This window comes from Edaphobacter sp. FHG110511_03, from assembly GCF_059115365.1.
The window spans coordinates 50,983-65,497 of sequence record NZ_JBZYWL010000008.1 but is presented as its reverse complement, the minus strand read 5'-3'; the positions used below and the strand labels follow the sequence as shown (position 1 = coordinate 65,497).

The 14,515-nt window shown below is 59.2% G+C and carries 10 protein-coding genes; 3 read left to right on the top strand and 7 right to left on the bottom strand.

What is annotated here, in order from left to right; genetic code table 11:
* Positions 1-39 precede the first annotated feature (39 nt).
* The 3 genes from AC5S26_RS25650 to dnaK form a co-directional block, all read right to left on the bottom strand.
* Positions 40-924, bottom strand: a complete 885-nt coding sequence (locus AC5S26_RS25650) for an Fpg/Nei family DNA glycosylase (RefSeq protein ID WP_494187806.1) — start codon at positions 922-924, stop codon at positions 40-42.
* Between the two features lie 144 nt (positions 925-1,068).
* Positions 1,069-1,239: a hypothetical protein gene (locus tag AC5S26_RS25645; RefSeq protein WP_494187805.1), complete on the bottom strand. Its 171-nt coding sequence runs from the start codon at positions 1,237-1,239 to the stop codon at positions 1,069-1,071.
* Between the two features lie 219 nt (positions 1,240-1,458).
* Positions 1,459-3,369, bottom strand: coding sequence for a molecular chaperone DnaK (dnaK, locus tag AC5S26_RS25640; RefSeq protein WP_494187804.1), 1,911 nt, complete (start codon positions 3,367-3,369; stop codon positions 1,459-1,461).
* 473 nt (positions 3,370-3,842) lie between these two features.
* Here dnaK and AC5S26_RS25635 point away from each other — a divergent pair, with 473 nt between their 5' ends.
* Both AC5S26_RS25635 and AC5S26_RS25630 read left to right on the top strand, forming a co-directional pair.
* Positions 3,843-5,429 carry a DHA2 family efflux MFS transporter permease subunit gene (locus AC5S26_RS25635; RefSeq protein ID WP_494187803.1) on the top strand — a complete coding sequence of 529 codons (1,587 nt, stop codon included), beginning with the start codon at positions 3,843-3,845 and terminating at the stop codon, positions 5,427-5,429.
* Positions 5,430-5,534: 105 nt separating this feature from the next.
* Entirely contained in the window at positions 5,535-6,725 is a 1,191-nt protein-coding gene (locus AC5S26_RS25630; protein WP_494187802.1) for a glycosyltransferase, read from the top strand.
* A 213-nt stretch (positions 6,726-6,938) separates the two neighbouring features.
* On the opposite strand, the gene AC5S26_RS25625 is transcribed toward AC5S26_RS25630, so the two are convergent.
* Both AC5S26_RS25625 and AC5S26_RS25620 read right to left on the bottom strand, forming a co-directional pair.
* Positions 6,939-8,981 (bottom strand): ArnT family glycosyltransferase, encoded by a 2,043-nt coding sequence (locus AC5S26_RS25625; RefSeq protein WP_494187801.1) that lies wholly within the window; start codon positions 8,979-8,981, stop codon positions 6,939-6,941.
* Positions 8,978-10,900, bottom strand: a complete 1,923-nt coding sequence (locus tag AC5S26_RS25620; protein ID WP_494187800.1) for an ArnT family glycosyltransferase — start codon at positions 10,898-10,900, stop codon at positions 8,978-8,980. Before AC5S26_RS25620 ends, AC5S26_RS25625 begins: the two co-directional genes overlap by 4 nt.
* Before the next feature lie 165 nt (positions 10,901-11,065).
* Here AC5S26_RS25620 and AC5S26_RS25615 point away from each other — a divergent pair, with 165 nt between their 5' ends.
* Positions 11,066-12,637 (top strand): Ppx/GppA phosphatase family protein, encoded by a 1,572-nt coding sequence (locus AC5S26_RS25615; protein ID WP_494187799.1) that lies wholly within the window; start codon positions 11,066-11,068, stop codon positions 12,635-12,637.
* Here the strand turns inward: AC5S26_RS25615 and sixA are convergent.
* Positions 12,589-13,125 carry a phosphohistidine phosphatase SixA gene (gene sixA / locus AC5S26_RS25610; RefSeq protein WP_494187798.1) on the bottom strand — a complete coding sequence of 179 codons (537 nt, stop codon included), beginning with the start codon at positions 13,123-13,125 and terminating at the stop codon, positions 12,589-12,591. The genes AC5S26_RS25615 and sixA overlap by 49 nt on opposite strands.
* Positions 13,126-13,194: 69 nt before the next feature.
* A complete protein-coding gene (locus tag AC5S26_RS25605) occupies positions 13,195-14,487 on the bottom strand; it encodes a hypothetical protein (protein ID WP_494187797.1) in 1,293 nt (430 codons plus the stop codon).
* Positions 14,488-14,515: the final 28 nt, after the last annotated feature.

The following is a 14,515-nucleotide window of genomic DNA, read 5'->3' as shown; positions in this document are numbered from 1 at the left end:
GGAGGCCACATGCGCTTCATCTCGTCCTGCACCCGTTTTTTATTCCGCCTGGCAGACAGGGCACCAGAACAGATTTCGCCCCGCTACCTCCTGTTTCTTCACTACAATTCCGCAGACGAAGCAGGGGAGACCGTTGCGCCGATAGACGTAATGGGCTTCTTCCTTGAGGGCCTTGCCGCGCGAATGAGGCCGGTCTGACGGTTTCGTGGTTATGATTCTGCGATCGATCATCGCTGCTGGCATCAACACCCCTGCATCCTTCCATATCGACCGCAGCGTGTCTTCCTCTACGTCTTTTCCCGGACGGAAGGGGCTCAGCCGCGCACGATAGAGCAGCTCGGCGCGAAAGATGTTTCCGATTCCGGCAAACATGGTCTGATCCATCAAAAGCTCCCCGATGGATTTGCGGCTCTTGCGCACCTTCGCAATCATCTTCTCGGGGCCATCGCCGTTCAGGGGATCGGGGCCGAGACGGCTCAGCAGCTCATCCCACTTCTCCTGGGTGTAGAGCGAGCAGTCCATGGGGCCGCGCAGCTCGACCCATGCGATCTGCTCAGGGTCGAGGTGTCCGGTGCCGTCGTCTTCCGAGTACCAGGCATGGCGCTTGCTCTCGCCCGGCACAGCAGGTTTTCTGACGGCAGCAGCGTTCCACATGCGCAGGCGCAGTGCGCCTTTGATCTCTGGCAGAGGACCCGATCCTTCGGTAAAGTCACCCTGCAGGCCAAGATGGATGTGCAGAATCCTGTCTTTGCCGAAATCGTAGCCAAGGTGTTTTCCCACTGCGAGGACGCGCTCGAGCTTGCGGCCGTCGAGTACATCCGCATCCGTAAAGCGGCCCTGGGGACCGTCTACCCGAACCGGCTTTCCAGCAAAGGCTGCCTGGTGGCGGGCCGCCCAGCGATGAATCTCATTTCCTTCCGGCATCGTTCTTTTTTCGCCTCCTAAACGGTCCAGACGAACGATGGCGACGGTACTGGTCCACACCAGAGACTACCGTCGCCTGAAAAACCATTGCTGCGTCTGAAGACCTAACTGCAGTAAAACTACTTCCCAACCAGAACCACTGCCTTAGTTCCAGACCTGTTTGGCTTCGATCGCCTCGATCGAAAACATCTGGTCCGGCTCCATCTGCTGCATCTTGCGTGCAAAGTGCACAGCCTCTTCGCGCGTATCGAACATCATGCGGTTATAAAGCTGACCCGCACGTACCTGATCACATCTCCACATCGTCTCGGTCATCGCCTTTCCTCCTGTCAATCGATTGAGTTCCAGGTTTTCTAACCACATGAGATCGGAGACTTCTTCCCTACGATTTCTACTGCTGTTCACGTTCAACACCTTTCCTGGAAGTAAGTAGTGCAAAACCTACAATCCATCTGGGGTCTATAAAGCAAGAGGGGCAAAACTGCCCCTCTTTTCCTTCTACACGCTGCTAACCATCAAAACGGTGTACGTCGGTTACTTCTTTTCGTCGACGTCCACGTATTCGGCATCGATCACGCCTTCGTCCTTCTTCGGCTCTTCGGCGGATCCAGCCTCTGCGACGGGCTCAGACGGCGCTGCTGCATTCGCCTTGTACATCGCCTCCGCAAGCTTGTGACTTGCAGTTGTTAGACGCTCGCGAGCGGAATTCAGTTCGCTGGCGCCGGGTGTTCCTGCAAGCGTTTTCTTTGCATCCTCGAGGGCGGATTCAACGTCGCTCTTGTCGGATCCGGAGACCTTTTCGCCAGCGTCCTTGATCATCTTCTCGACGTTGTAGACCATCGAGTCGAGGCCGTTGCGGGCTTCGATCGTATCGCGCTGCTCCTTGTCCTCGGCGGCATGAGCTTCGGCGTCCTTCGCCATGCGTTCGACCTCGTCCTTGCTGAGGCCCGAGGAGCTGGTGATGGTGATCTTCTGGTCCTTGCCGGTGGCATTGTCCTTCGCAGTAACGTTCAGGATGCCGTTGGCGTCGATGTCGAAGGTCACCTCGATCTGGGGCACGCCGCGCGGAGCCGGAGGAATTCCGCTCAGCTTGAACTTGCCCAGAGTACGGTTCTGCGCTGCCATCGGACGCTCGCCCTGGAGGACGTGAACCTCAACTTCGGTCTGCGAGTCCGCAGCCGTGGAGAAGGTCTCCGTCTTCTTGGTCGGGATGGTCGTGTTGCGCTGGATCATCGGCGTAGCCACGCCGCCCATGGTCTCGATCGAGAGGGTCAGCGGGGTGACGTCGAGCAGAAGCAGATCCTTCACGTCTCCGGAGAGCACGCCAGCCTGAACCGCCGCACCGATGGCGACAACTTCATCCGGATTGACGCCCTTGTGCGGCTCCTTGCCGAAGAGCTTCTTTACCAGCTCCTGGATCGCAGGCATACGGGTCTGCCCGCCGACGAGAACGACCTCGTCGATCTTGCTGGCGTCGACGCCTGCATCCTTCATCGCCTGCTTGCAGGGTCCAACCGACTTCTGCAACAGATCGTCGACCAGGCTCTCGAGCTTCGCGCGCGTCAGCTTGCGGACAAGGTGCTTCGGTCCGCTGGCGTCGGCAGTGATGAACGGGAGATTGATCTCCGTCTCCTGCGCCGTCGAAAGCTCGATCTTGGCGCGCTCAGCCGCGTCCTTCAGGCGCTGAAGGGCCATCTCGTTGCCCTTGGAGGTGAGGTCGAGACCTGTCTCGTCCTTGAACTCCTTGATGAGCCAGTCGACGATGCGCTGGTCAAGGTTGTCGCCGCCGAGGTGGGTGTCACCATTCGTCGACTTCACCTCAATCACGCCTTCGCCAACTTCGAGGATCGAGATATCGAAGGTTCCGCCGCCGAAGTCGTACACGGCAATGGTCTCGTCCTTCTTCTTGTCGAGGCCGTACGCCAGCGCAGCCGCGGTCGGCTCGTTGACGATGCGCTTTACATCCAAACCGGCAATCTTGCCTGCATCCTTCGTTGCCTGACGTTGTGCGTCATTGAAGTACGCCGGAACCGTAATCACGGCCTCGGTCACGCTCGTTCCGAGATAATCCTCGGCAGCCTTCTTCAGCTTCTGCAGAATCATCGCCGAGACCTCGGGCGCGGTGTACTCCTTGCCCTGGGCTACAACGGCAACGTGGTCGCCCTGCTTTACAACCTTGTAGGGCACCATCTTCATCTCGTCGTTGACTTCATCAAAACGACGTCCCATGAACCGCTTGATCGAATAGATCGTGTTCTCAGGATTCGTGATCGCCTGACGCTTGGCCACCTGGCCCACCAGTCGCTCGCCGCTCTTCGTGAAGGCGACGATGGACGGCGTTGTGCGGCCGCCTTCCTCGTTCGGAATCACCTTCGGCTCGCCGCCTTCCATGACGGCCACGCACGAGTTGGTGGTTCCGAGGTCAATACCAATAATCTTTCCCATCGCTCATCTCTCCAATAGTGGGCCAAGTTGTCTGGCCCGAATCTCTTGACGTTAGTGGATCATCCCACCTTGAGTCACTTACTGTCAATATATATGATGTCGGTCAATGCAAGAAGATGCATGATATCGCCTTGCTCGCGAATTTTCGCTTCAGGCATAAAATCTACACATTCTAAATAACTTATTCAGGCCTATTCTGAATCATTCCAGGTTCGTTTCAGGATCTGGGTTTTTATGCGCCCCGAACGGATTTGATTGTCGAGAACGATCTCCATGTCGAATTCGGTCGCAAAAAATTTAGATGCTGATCGCGCTCGAGTCTCCAGATGTTGGATGCAAAGGCTTTCGCTCCGTTCATCCAGCCCGGAGGGTGAATTCTGCGTCCTATCCGTTGCAGAGGGTGAGTCTCCTCCCACATCATTGAACGCGAATACCAACATCTGTTACTTTGCGCCTATGGGAAAGGTCTGTCGATGTCCAGTGCTGCGACCGTACCAGCCGATCATTCCGGAGAGGTTACGCAGGGGGTAAATCCCTGGCTTATCGCCGCTTCGGTGATGCTGGCGACCTTTATGGAGGTCCTGGATACCGCCATTGCCTCGGTGGCGCTTCCTTATATTGCAGGGTCTTTGTCGGCTTCGAACGATGAGGCGACGTGGGTTCTGACCAGCTATCTGGTTGCCAACGCAATTGTGCTTCCGGCGAGTAACTGGTGCTCGCTGCGTTTTGGCCGGAAGAGGTTTCTGGTGGTCTGCGTGATCATCTTCACGATTGCCAGTTTTGCGTGCGGTGCGGCTCCCAGTCTGCCGTTGATGCTGCTGGCGCGCATTGTGCAGGGCGCAGGCGGCGGTGCGCTGCAGCCGTTGTCGCAGGCGATCCTGTTTGAATCCTTTCCACCGGCCAAACGAGGAGCAGCAGCGGCAGTCTTTGCCTTTGGGGTGGTCGTGGCTCCGGTTCTTGGGCCGACCCTGGGGGGATGGCTGACCGACACCTATTCCTGGCGCTATGCCTTCTACATCAATATTCCCGTGGGAATCCTCGCGGTAATCATGATCAGCCGGTTCGTCCATGACCCGCCCTATATCAAGAACGCCAAGGTTCCGCCGTTCGACAATCTGGGATTCGGAATGCTGGTGATCTGGACGGGGTGCCTGCAGATCATTCTGGACAAGGGGCAGGAGGACGACTGGTTCGGCGCGACGTGGATTCGCTGGGCCTTCTGCTTCATGATCACCGCATTTGTGTGGTGGGTGTGGATCTCCTGGAAGAAGAAGAATCCGCTGGTCAATCTGAAGGTCATGAAGGATCGCAACTTTGCGATCGGCTGCCTGCTGATCTTCCTGTTTGGCGTGGCGATCTATTCGACGGTGACGGTGCTTCCGCTCTTCTACCAGGAGTTGCTGGGTTATACGGCCTTCACTGCGGGAATCGTGGTTGCGCCCCGCGGCCTGGGGGCGATCTGCGGCATGCCCGTGATCGGGTATCTGGCCAACAAGGTAGACCCGCGGTATCTGTTGACCTTTGGGTTCGTGATCTTTGGTTTCACGACGCTTTACTTCGGGAACCTCACGCTCGACATCTCGCCGACGACGATGCTGGTCCCGATTCTGATCACTGGCTTCGGATTGAGTTTCGTCTTTGTGCCGATTACGACGGCGGCCTATGGCACGCTTCCGAACGAGCAGCTCGGCAATGCCAGCGGACTGTTCAACCTGATGCGGAATGTGGGAGGGTCGATCGGCATCTCGGTCGCGCAGACATTGCTGACGCGCCGGGAGGCGGTGCATCAGAACCTGATCATCAATTCGGTCCCGATTACCGGTCAGCAGTTCCAGAATTCGGTTAGCGACACGACCAGTTTTCTTTCCGGCCACTTTGGACCGGCCAATGCGGTGGGTCCTGCGCAGGCCACGCTGTACCGCGAATTGTTACGTCAGGCATCAAACTGGGCCTTCGTGGATGTCTTTCGCTGGCTTTCGCTGCTAAGCTTTGGTTGTGTGGCGGCTGTCTGGCTCCTGAAGAAAGTGAAACCGGGCAAGGCTCCGGTTGGAGCTCACTAAGGCACTGGAAAAGGCTCTCCACACGAACGGCGTTTGCCGGGCTCCTCCCCTCCGGCTGCGATAAACTCGAAGTTTGCGAGTAGGTTGCAGGTCTGCAGGTAAGGGATGAGTTTGCTGTTACAGGTTGTGTTCTGGATCGCGGCGGTCGGGTCGGTGACGTCGACGATCTACTGCCTGATGGTGATTGCGGCAGCAATCCGGTTTGGAGTACGCCGACGCCGCGAAGACCGAGCCGCCGAGATGTCCGATTTCCTGCCTGCCGTCAGCGTGTTGAAGCCGCTGCATGGCACCGAGGATGGTTTGGAGCGCAATCTCGAGACCTTCTTCGAGCAGAACTATCCAAAGTTCGAGTTACTGTTCTGTGCGCGGCATGAGAGTGACGCAGGCCTGCAGCTGGCGCAGGAGGTTGGGAAGCGCTATCCGGATGTAGATGCAAGGTATGTAACCTGTGGAGAGCCTCCTCCGCAGTTTCACAATGCGAAGGTCTTTTCGTTGTCGAAGATGGATTCGATAGCGAAGCATGAGCTTTACATCACCAGCGATGCCGACGCACGGGTGACTCCCGACTATCTGCGAAAGATGGTGCAGAACCTGCAGAGCCCGAAGGTAGGGCTGGCTTCGAGTATCTATCTGGGAACGGTGCATCGCGGCCAGGCGGCGGGATTTTCTTCGCAGCTGGATGCGGTGGGCAAGAGCGTCGAGATGAGCTCGGGCGTCATGGTTGCCGACATGCTTGAAGGGACGAAGTTCGCGCTCGGCGTAACCATGGCGGTAAGGAAGCAGTCCTTCGTCGAGGCGGGAGGTTTTGAAGAGCTGGGGCAGTTCTATGCCGATGATTTTGTGCTGGGCAATCGACTGGCGACTCGCGGGGTGGGGGTTGTACTGGCGACGCATGTGATCCGGCTGCTGGTGGAGGATACCCCGTTCTGGGTTTCCTTCCGCAATCAACTTCGCTGGATGCAGAGCACGCGTCGCTCGCGACCGTGGGGACATCTTGGCAGCGGGCTGACCTTCGCGATGCCTTTCGGGCTGCTAGGGCTCCTGTGGGGGCTGCTAAGCGGGCATCCTGCGCTGGGGCTGGCATGGCTTGCTGCGATGGTGGCGAACCGCTGGGTGCAGGCTGGAATGGTGTTGCGGATGATGGGAGATACGGAGTGGCTGCGCGGAATGGCGATCTATCCTGTGCGCGACTTGTTGGGGAGCATTCTCTGGGTGGGAAGCTACGGAGGGGACCGCTTCTACTATCGCGGGCAGACGTACCGGCTTCGTGAGGGTGGAAGAGTCGAAGCTCCTTAGCGTTTCAAGGCGGTGGATGCTTGGTTCGTCTTCTGTGCAACGACGAATGCCGTGTATTTCTTTTGTTCTCACATAGGCGCGATAAAGGCGAAGAGCCTCGAATGATTGTGGCGAATCGATGCAGATGGCCGGGGATAGAGTTGCGGGAGCTCCGGAGAAATACAGGGATTCCTCGACTTCGCTCGGAATGACGATCGTTAAGTGATGTGATCCTCAGCGATTGGTGAGGACGGTCTTGCCTCCTGTGGAGGCAAGGGTGTGGACTGGGCCGAAGCGGGCAAGATCATGCGCTCGTGCAGAGGGCGTATAGGTGAGCAGGAAGATGCGCTCGGGGCCGGCCCAGCGATGGCGAAGAGTGTCTTCGGTCTCGAAGATGCGGGGTGAGTCGGGCCAGAAAGAGCCGTACCAAAGGCCGTTGACGTTGCCGTTGATGAAATGAAGCGGGTGGTGTGTATAGAAGATCAGCGAAGAGCCGGAAGTAAGTTCGCCGTCGAGAATGATCTGATCGCCGGGTTGGAGCCCGGCCTGGTTGATGGTGAGGGCAAGGCTCTTGGAACCGAGGATGGGATAAAAACGAACGAGGCCCTCGTGCGCAGCCAATAGAGTAACGATCATCGCGGCTGCCAGGGTGAGATTGGCGGCGAAGAGGAGACCGCGGCGACGGAGGAGGTAGCTTCCGGTGCCGATGGCAAACATGCTGAGGGCGACGGCGGCCAGCGGTTCCCGGAAGAGGCCCATTGCCGCTCCCGTGAGGTCGAAGATGTGGCCGAGGGAGAGATTGTAGAACTCCGGATTGGCCGCGATCAGTGAAGCGATGTCTGTGCCGGGCGCGGGGCGCGGTGCAGTGAGAACAAAGTATCCGCAGACCAGAGCGACCAACGTGGTGAGAGGGACGAGGAACCAGAGTGTCCAGGAGAGAGCGCTGGTCCGTGCCGAGTTGCCTTCCTTGCCGGAGCCGGAATCGGCTTGCGCGAGCAGGCCGGCGGCCATCAGGGCCAGGGCTGGCAGAGCGGGGAGACTGTAGTACTCCTGCCTGCTGGAAAGGGTGAAGAACCCGAGGACAAGGGCAGTCCAGAGAAGGAGCGAAAGGGCTGCTTCCAGCTTGATGGAATTGGCGTCCGGAAAAGGGTTGTTAGAAAAATGCGGTTCGAGCTTCGCTCGAATTCCCACCTTGGCCGCGATAAAGCTGCGGCGAAGATCGGGCACCCGGTGCGTGCGCAGAGTGCGGATGTGGCCGACGATGGCGGGGACGAGAAAGGCTGCCCAGGGCATGATCCAGAGGACGCTCAGCAACCAGAACAGTGGAATGGGGACCTGGCCATAGTCGTGCGGTATGCGATGGCCGAGAAAGCGGGCGATGTGTTCGTTGTAGAGATAGAACCAAGCCCAGCCGCCGTGGCCAGGGAGCCCCTGGCCGGGAGGAAGGGCGATTGCGGGAGTGCGGATGGCGGCGAGAATGTGCCATGGCGCGGCGATCCCCAGAAAGACAGCGGCGGATGTCCAGAGGTGCAGCCGCATGAACAAACGAAGTTGTCGCGTGATTGCGAGGTAAGCGAGCACGAACCCGATAGGGAAGATCAGTCCGATGAGGCCCTTGGTGAGAACGTTGAGAGCCATCACGCCGGCGAAGCTCACGCAGGGAACAAGGGTAGAGCGATTCTCATGGATGCAGTCGAGGGCAATGAGGAAGAGATGAACTCCAAGGGTCATCCAGAGCGCAAGGAAGATGTCGGGAATAAAGAAGCGCGTGTAGAGATAAGGTCCGATACCGGTGGCGAGCGCAAGGGCAGCGTAGAAGCCTCCGCGGTCCGGCGCATAGGCAGGAGATACGGACCGAAAGAGGCGGATGCCTAAAGCGTAGACGGAGAAGAAAAGCGCCAGCACGCCCAGTGCGAGCGGAAGACGGGCAGCCCAGTCATGGGCGCCGAAGATGCGCATCGAAGCCGCTGCCATCCAGTACATCAGGGGCGGTTTGTCGAAGAAGCGGACGCCGTCGATGTAGGGGGTGACGTAATCGTGGCGTACGAGCATCTCTCGCGCGATCTCGGTGTAGATGGAGTCGACGTCGTCGAGCAGGCCTGGAGTAAAGAGACCTCCAATCTGAAGAACGAACCAGGCGACGAGGATGATCGCGACCGATCGCGGGCTCCAGAGGCGGGACTCGGTTACGGATGCCGCGACAGGCGGAGGCGCAGCCGAAACCTCAGCGGCTGTGCCGGGATGAGTGCCGACGAATTGGACGGTGCTTGTGTTCACGGACGGTCCAGAGAGCGATCGCTCGAAGGATCGAGGGGGCGATCGGTAAACAGTGCCTTTCCGGAGGTCTCTGCCAGAAGAATCTTGTCCTTGCCGAGAAGGCGGTCAACCTCGTCACGTTTTTCAAGTGGGACGAAGAGGATTTTGCGTTGCCCGTTGCCCCAGCTCTTCAAAAGCTCGTCGTGAGTGAGGAAGATGTGCGGTGCATCGGGAAAGGTCGAGCCGAAGAGCATGGAGGTGGATCGTCCGTCCACGAGATAGACAACCTTGCCGAGGTAGAAGGGGATGGAGGAGCCATAGGCCTGGTCGCCGAAGAGCAGGATCTGGCTATCGCGGGAGACGGCATGGCTGTCTTCAAGCTGGAGGATCTTCTGGGCAAGGTTGGCCGAGGAGAGCATGGGGGCGAAACGGATCAGCGCAATGTGGGCGGCGACCAGAAAGATAGTCGAGGCAAGGGCAATCGCCGTGGTCGAGGCGAGGTGCTTTCGTCTGGCGCGTAGCCACCATGCGATAGCAGGGCCAATGGCAAAGGCGATTGCCGCAAGGGCTGCGGGAAGGCGCAGGGCCGCGAAGCTGGGGCCGGTGAGGTCGAAGAAGTGCGACATCGCGAGGGTGTAGTCGCCCACGCCGCGGTGAGCGAGAAGCTCCCCGATATCGGGAACGAAGGAAAGATTGCGGGAACTCCAGAGTCCATAGGCCAGTGCGGAAGCCGCCGCAAGGCCGAGAACGGTGTAGGTAGCATGCGCGGCTACGATCCAGCGGCGTAGGCGGCTGTCTTCGTCGTATTGCGTTTCAGATCGCATGAGCGCGGCAGCTAAAAGAATCAGCATCGCGAGGTAGGCGGGGAAGGTGTAGTACTCCTGGTTGGTCGAGATGGAGAAGAAGACCAGAACCAGGGCGACGTAGAGGACGAGGAGCAGGGTCGTGTTTGTCGCAAACGTTCTTCCGATGGCGGATTGCGGCTGGCGACGAAGTCTCCAGCCCTGAATGAACGCGACAGGCGCAAAGAGGCTCCAGGGGAAGAGCCATACCAGGTGGAGGCTCCAGAAGAGGTAGCCGGGCAGCTTGTTGTAGTCCTTGGGGTAGCGCTTGCCCAGGAAGCGGAGGAAGTGCTCATTGACGAAGTAGAACCAGAAGAAGCCATGGCCGTTCATGCCGCCGGTGTTTCGCAGGCCGGCGAGAATGTGCCATGGCGCGGCGATGAGCAGAAAGAGCAGAGGGCCGGTGACGGGTTTCGTTCTGCCAAGGCTTCTCCACTCGCCTGTAAAGGCGAGATAGACGATGGCGGCTCCGAAGAAAAAGACCAGCGCGACGAGGCCCTTGGTAAGGACCGCCAGCGCAAGAGCGATCCACATGGCATAGGCGTGGAAGCCGGGGCGGACTGCGTCAGGCTCCAGAGCTCGAAGAAGACTGTAGAGCGCGATGGAGAGGAAGAGCGACAGAAGGACTTCAGGGATATAAATGCGCGTGAAAAGAAAGACCCCGGCAGAGGTAAGGATGGCGAGGCCGGTGTAGTAGGCGGCGCGGTCTCCATAGGCTCGGCGGCTCCAGTGAAAGCCGAGCAGTGCGAGCAGAAGCACTCCAATGGCCTGGGGAAGATGCGCGGCGAAGGTGTTGAAGCCGAAGAGGCGGAAGCTGGCCGCGTCGAGCCAGTAGGGGAGAGCGGCTTTCTCCAGGTAACGAATGCCGTTGACCTTCAGGGTGACCATGTCCCCGGTAAGGACCATGTTGCGCGCCGCATTGGCGTGAGTGGCGTCGGCGTCGTCCAGCAGCGGGGGAGCGAACAGAGAAGCGAAGAAGATCACCGCCCACAGAGAGAGGATCGTGATCAGCGCGGTCGACCGGCGGGGGCCCTGAGATAGTTGGAGCCCGGAAGGTGTGGGGGAGGCCAGAGGCACGGAGAGGGTGGGGGTGGTCATGATAGACGCTTCTTTCAAGGATAAATGGCCGGAAGGAAAAACCGGGTATTTGTGTTGCCGCCGGAGAAGCTGTGCGAATACTGGAGGCCTTGGTGTGAACGGGGATTCAGGGATGTATCTTGCTTGTGATGGGTGATTTTTTCGGGTTTTTGAGGGTGAGGTGCAATGCCGACGTTTGCCGCTGTAGATATCGGGTCTAACTCCTGCAGATTGAAGATCGCCGAGGTGCAGATGCATCGGCTGAAGACACTGCATGAAGACCGTGAAGTGACCCGACTGGGCGAGAGCGTCTTTCAGACAGGCACAATTTCTCCGGAGGCGATGGCGGCAACGATTCGGGCGCTGAAGCGATTTCACAAGGCGGTGCAGCTTCATGTTGCTGATAAGGTTCGCGTGGTGGCCACCAGCGCTATGCGGGATGCGCGCAATGCGGAGGCCTTTACCCAGTGGGTGCGATCGGCGACGGGGTGGACCGTTGAAGTGATCTCGGGCCTGGAAGAAGGTCGTCTGATTCAACTGGGTGTGGTGACGCACGAGGTCGGAGCACGTGGCCGTTGCGTTCTGGTCGATCTTGGCGGCGGGAGCTGTGAGGTCACCGTCTCGGATGGGGGACGCATCAAGGCAATGGTCAGCCTGCCACTGGGAGCGGTCCGGCTGCAGCAGGAGTTTCTCACCGTCGACCCTCCAGCTAGGGACGATATCGCTCGCTTGAAGCAGTACATCGACCGCGAGCTGAAGAAGGCTTCCAAAAAGATTGGAGTGCCGCGGGTCGGGCTGGTGATTGCAACCTCAGGAACGGCGGCGGCGCTGGCCGAGGCCAGCGGTTATGCGCGCAAGAGATCGAGCGCGAAGGACAAGAAGAAGTCGCTGGCAAAACGGCGAGTAGAACATGTCGGAACGTTGACGGCCGACCTAAGCGAAGTCCGCAAGCTGGCCGACCGCATGGCGAAGATGCGCGACGAGCAGCGGGCGGCCATTCCCGGGATCGGGCCACGGCGTTCAGAGATCATCGTGGGCGGCGCATTGGTCTACGCGAGCCTGATGGAGCGCTTCGGGTTAAGGTCTTTCCGCTACTCGGCGCTGGGGCTTCGGGATGGGATTCTGGCGCAGATGCTGGGGGACGTGGACCTGCGAGCGTCGGTGCATCAGAAGATCGAGAGCGAGCGCTGGGCCGGGGTTCTCGAGGTATGCCGTCGTTACGACATCGAGCAGCGGCAGGTCGAGCCGGTGAGGCAGCACGTCGTGGAGCTGTTCAACGCGCTGGCACGCGTGCACGACCTGCCCGACGAGTACAAGCTCTGGCTGGAGTCGGCGGCGATGATGCAGGATGTGGGAAAGTTCATGAACCACCAGGGACACCACCGCCACGCGCAATACATCATCGCGAACTCAGAGATCTTCGGGTTCTCACCCGAACAGAGAGCGATCGTCAGCGCACTGGCTCGGTATCTTGGAAAGACGAGACCCGAGGCTGTGGATCGCGTTATGCGCACGATTCCGCTTGAGGAGCATACCCATGTCATTCGCGCAATTGTGCTTCTGCGTGTGGCGGTAGCGCTCAACCAGGACCGGGCGAGCGCGGTCCTGCGCATAAAAGTGCATGTCTATCCCAAGCGGATTGTGCTGGAGCTGGTTCCGGGCCGAGGTGGCGCGGAGCTGGAGGCCTGGTCCGTGAAGAAGGAAGCGGTTTACTTCCGTGACGTCTTTCGTCGCGAGCTCTTCGTCGAGGTGATGTAGAGCGCTCGCACGGGCCGTGGATCGAGCAGCCACAGGAGCGTTGCCGGGCCGCGATCCAGAGAGACGCGCGCGAGCGAGCCTTTGCGCAGGCGGATCCGGGGCAGAGCAGGTGTGCTCACGGGAACAATCAGCCCTGCGAGGAACTGGCTGAGGTTGGGATTGTGGCCAACCATGAGCAGGTTTTCGTAGCCGCGGCACTCGGCGAGAAGCCCCTGGAAGTCCGGGAAGGTGGCTGCGGGGGAGAGCGCCTTCGACATAAGAATCTGCGATTCATAACCTACCTCGGTTCCTACCAGAGAGGCGGTCTGGACACTTCGCTTGAGGGGGCTGGAGACGATGAGATCGAATTGAAGCTTGAGCTCACCAAGAACCTGTCCGAGATGCAGGCAATAGCGCTTCCCCTCCTTGTCGAGGGGACGCTTGCTGTCGAGAACAGGATTAGGGCGTCGCTCTCCGGCCGATGCGTGCCGAAGGATAAAGAGATTCATAGTTATTCTCCCAATTTTAACATTTCCTTGTACTGTGCATCGGGCCGGGTAAGAAGGTGGAAGCAGGACCTATTCATGACGTGGCGTGTCAGGTGACCCGTCAGGAGCCTTTGGCCGTTGCGGAGCTCCGTGATCATGCGAACGATCGGGATCGTGGCCAAAGACGCCGGGGTCGGGTTCATCCAGCGACGGCGAGGCCGGTTCGGGATTGGGGATGGGGTCGAGTGGTGTCTCAGGCGCATTCGATGGAGGTGACGGCATCGAATGCGCGGTCAACGGATCATCGGGCGAGAACGGCGCGGGGTAGAGCGGAGTCAGCGGGTCCGGGTTATAGATCATCTCGATATGGCGGGGACGATCCGGATCTGGGCTCTCAGGTGATGGTGATGGTGGCGGCGGGGGTGGCGATGCGGGAGCCGGTCGCGTGTAGGGATAGCCTTCGAACTCGCTGGAGGCGTCGGACTCAGGCTCGATAGGATTCTGGAGGACGAGCGAGGTCTCGGCCGCGCGCTGCCAGAAGCGAGTGAAGATCATGGCGAAGATGCCGATTTGAGCGATGAAGAACATGGGCCAGACATGGGGCTGGGCGAGCATGTGCATCGCGATTCGTGTCGTGAAGAAGGCGATGGCGGATCCGAGGAGAGTCAAGGCAAGGAAGACGATCCAGGCTCGCGCGAGATGTTTTCGCAATAAACGGAATGCAGGGCCGAGAGTCCGGCGAACGCGGCGGTCGGGACGGCCGGTGAGACGCTGGTGCGTTCCGAGCTGGACGGTGTAGACCTCAACCAGATCAAAGTAAAGACGCAGCAGCGAGGCGATAAGAAAGACGACGAAGATTCCGGCAAGGGTGAGGGACAGAGCCGTCCTGCCGACAAAGCGATCATCGACGAAGTCTGCCCACCGTTTTTGAAGGACAAAAAGAGGGCCCAGAATCACCCCGGCGACAATCAGCGTAAGAAGCGTGATGCGAACGAAGCGCCAGAAGTGCGACATGCCCTGGCGAACCAGGGTGCTCAGCCTCGCCCGGGCGCGAGTGACGTAGCAGAAGAGAGTTCCGGGAACGAGAAAGAAATAGAGCAGAAGATAAGCCACGATGGAGCCGTGGCTGGTCATCGCGTTAGCGTCGCCCGCGTGATCGCCATGGATCCGCATGACCGTGGATGTCACGATGGAGACATCGAAGCCCGAAGAGAGACCCTGCGAGGCAAGGGAGTGGTCAAGCAGCTTCGAGATCTGTGTGTAAAGAGGAAAGGAGAAGGCAAGGGCGAGCCCGAGGCTGAAGATGCAGGTCCACAGAAAGGCCGGGAACCGTCGAAGAGTAATGCCGAGACCATGAAAGAAGATGCTGCGGGTTCGGGGCATGGGCAATGGCCTTTCAGGAACAGAGCTT

What these genes read in the sequence shown, in the direction of transcription:
- AC5S26_RS25635 (WP_494187803.1), top strand. Translation starts at nt 3,843, where the DNA reads ATGTCCAGTGCTGCGACCGTACCAGCCGATCATTCCGGAGAGGTTACG.
- dnaK (WP_494187804.1), bottom strand. Translation starts at nt 3,369, where the DNA reads ATGGGAAAGATTATTGGTATTGACCTCGGAACCACCAACTCGTGCGTG.
- AC5S26_RS25645 (WP_494187805.1), bottom strand. Translation starts at nt 1,239, where the DNA reads ATGACCGAGACGATGTGGAGATGTGATCAGGTACGTGCGGGTCAGCTT.
- AC5S26_RS25620 (WP_494187800.1), bottom strand. Translation starts at nt 10,900, where the DNA reads ATGACCACCCCCACCCTCTCCGTGCCTCTGGCCTCCCCCACACCTTCC.
- AC5S26_RS25630 (WP_494187802.1), top strand. Translation starts at nt 5,535, where the DNA reads ATGAGTTTGCTGTTACAGGTTGTGTTCTGGATCGCGGCGGTCGGGTCG.
- AC5S26_RS25650 (WP_494187806.1), bottom strand. Translation starts at nt 924, where the DNA reads ATGCCGGAAGGAAATGAGATTCATCGCTGGGCGGCCCGCCACCAGGCA.
- sixA (WP_494187798.1), bottom strand. Translation starts at nt 13,125, where the DNA reads ATGAATCTCTTTATCCTTCGGCACGCATCGGCCGGAGAGCGACGCCCT.
- AC5S26_RS25615 (WP_494187799.1), top strand. Translation starts at nt 11,066, where the DNA reads ATGCCGACGTTTGCCGCTGTAGATATCGGGTCTAACTCCTGCAGATTG.
- AC5S26_RS25605 (WP_494187797.1), bottom strand. Translation starts at nt 14,487, where the DNA reads ATGCCCCGAACCCGCAGCATCTTCTTTCATGGTCTCGGCATTACTCTT.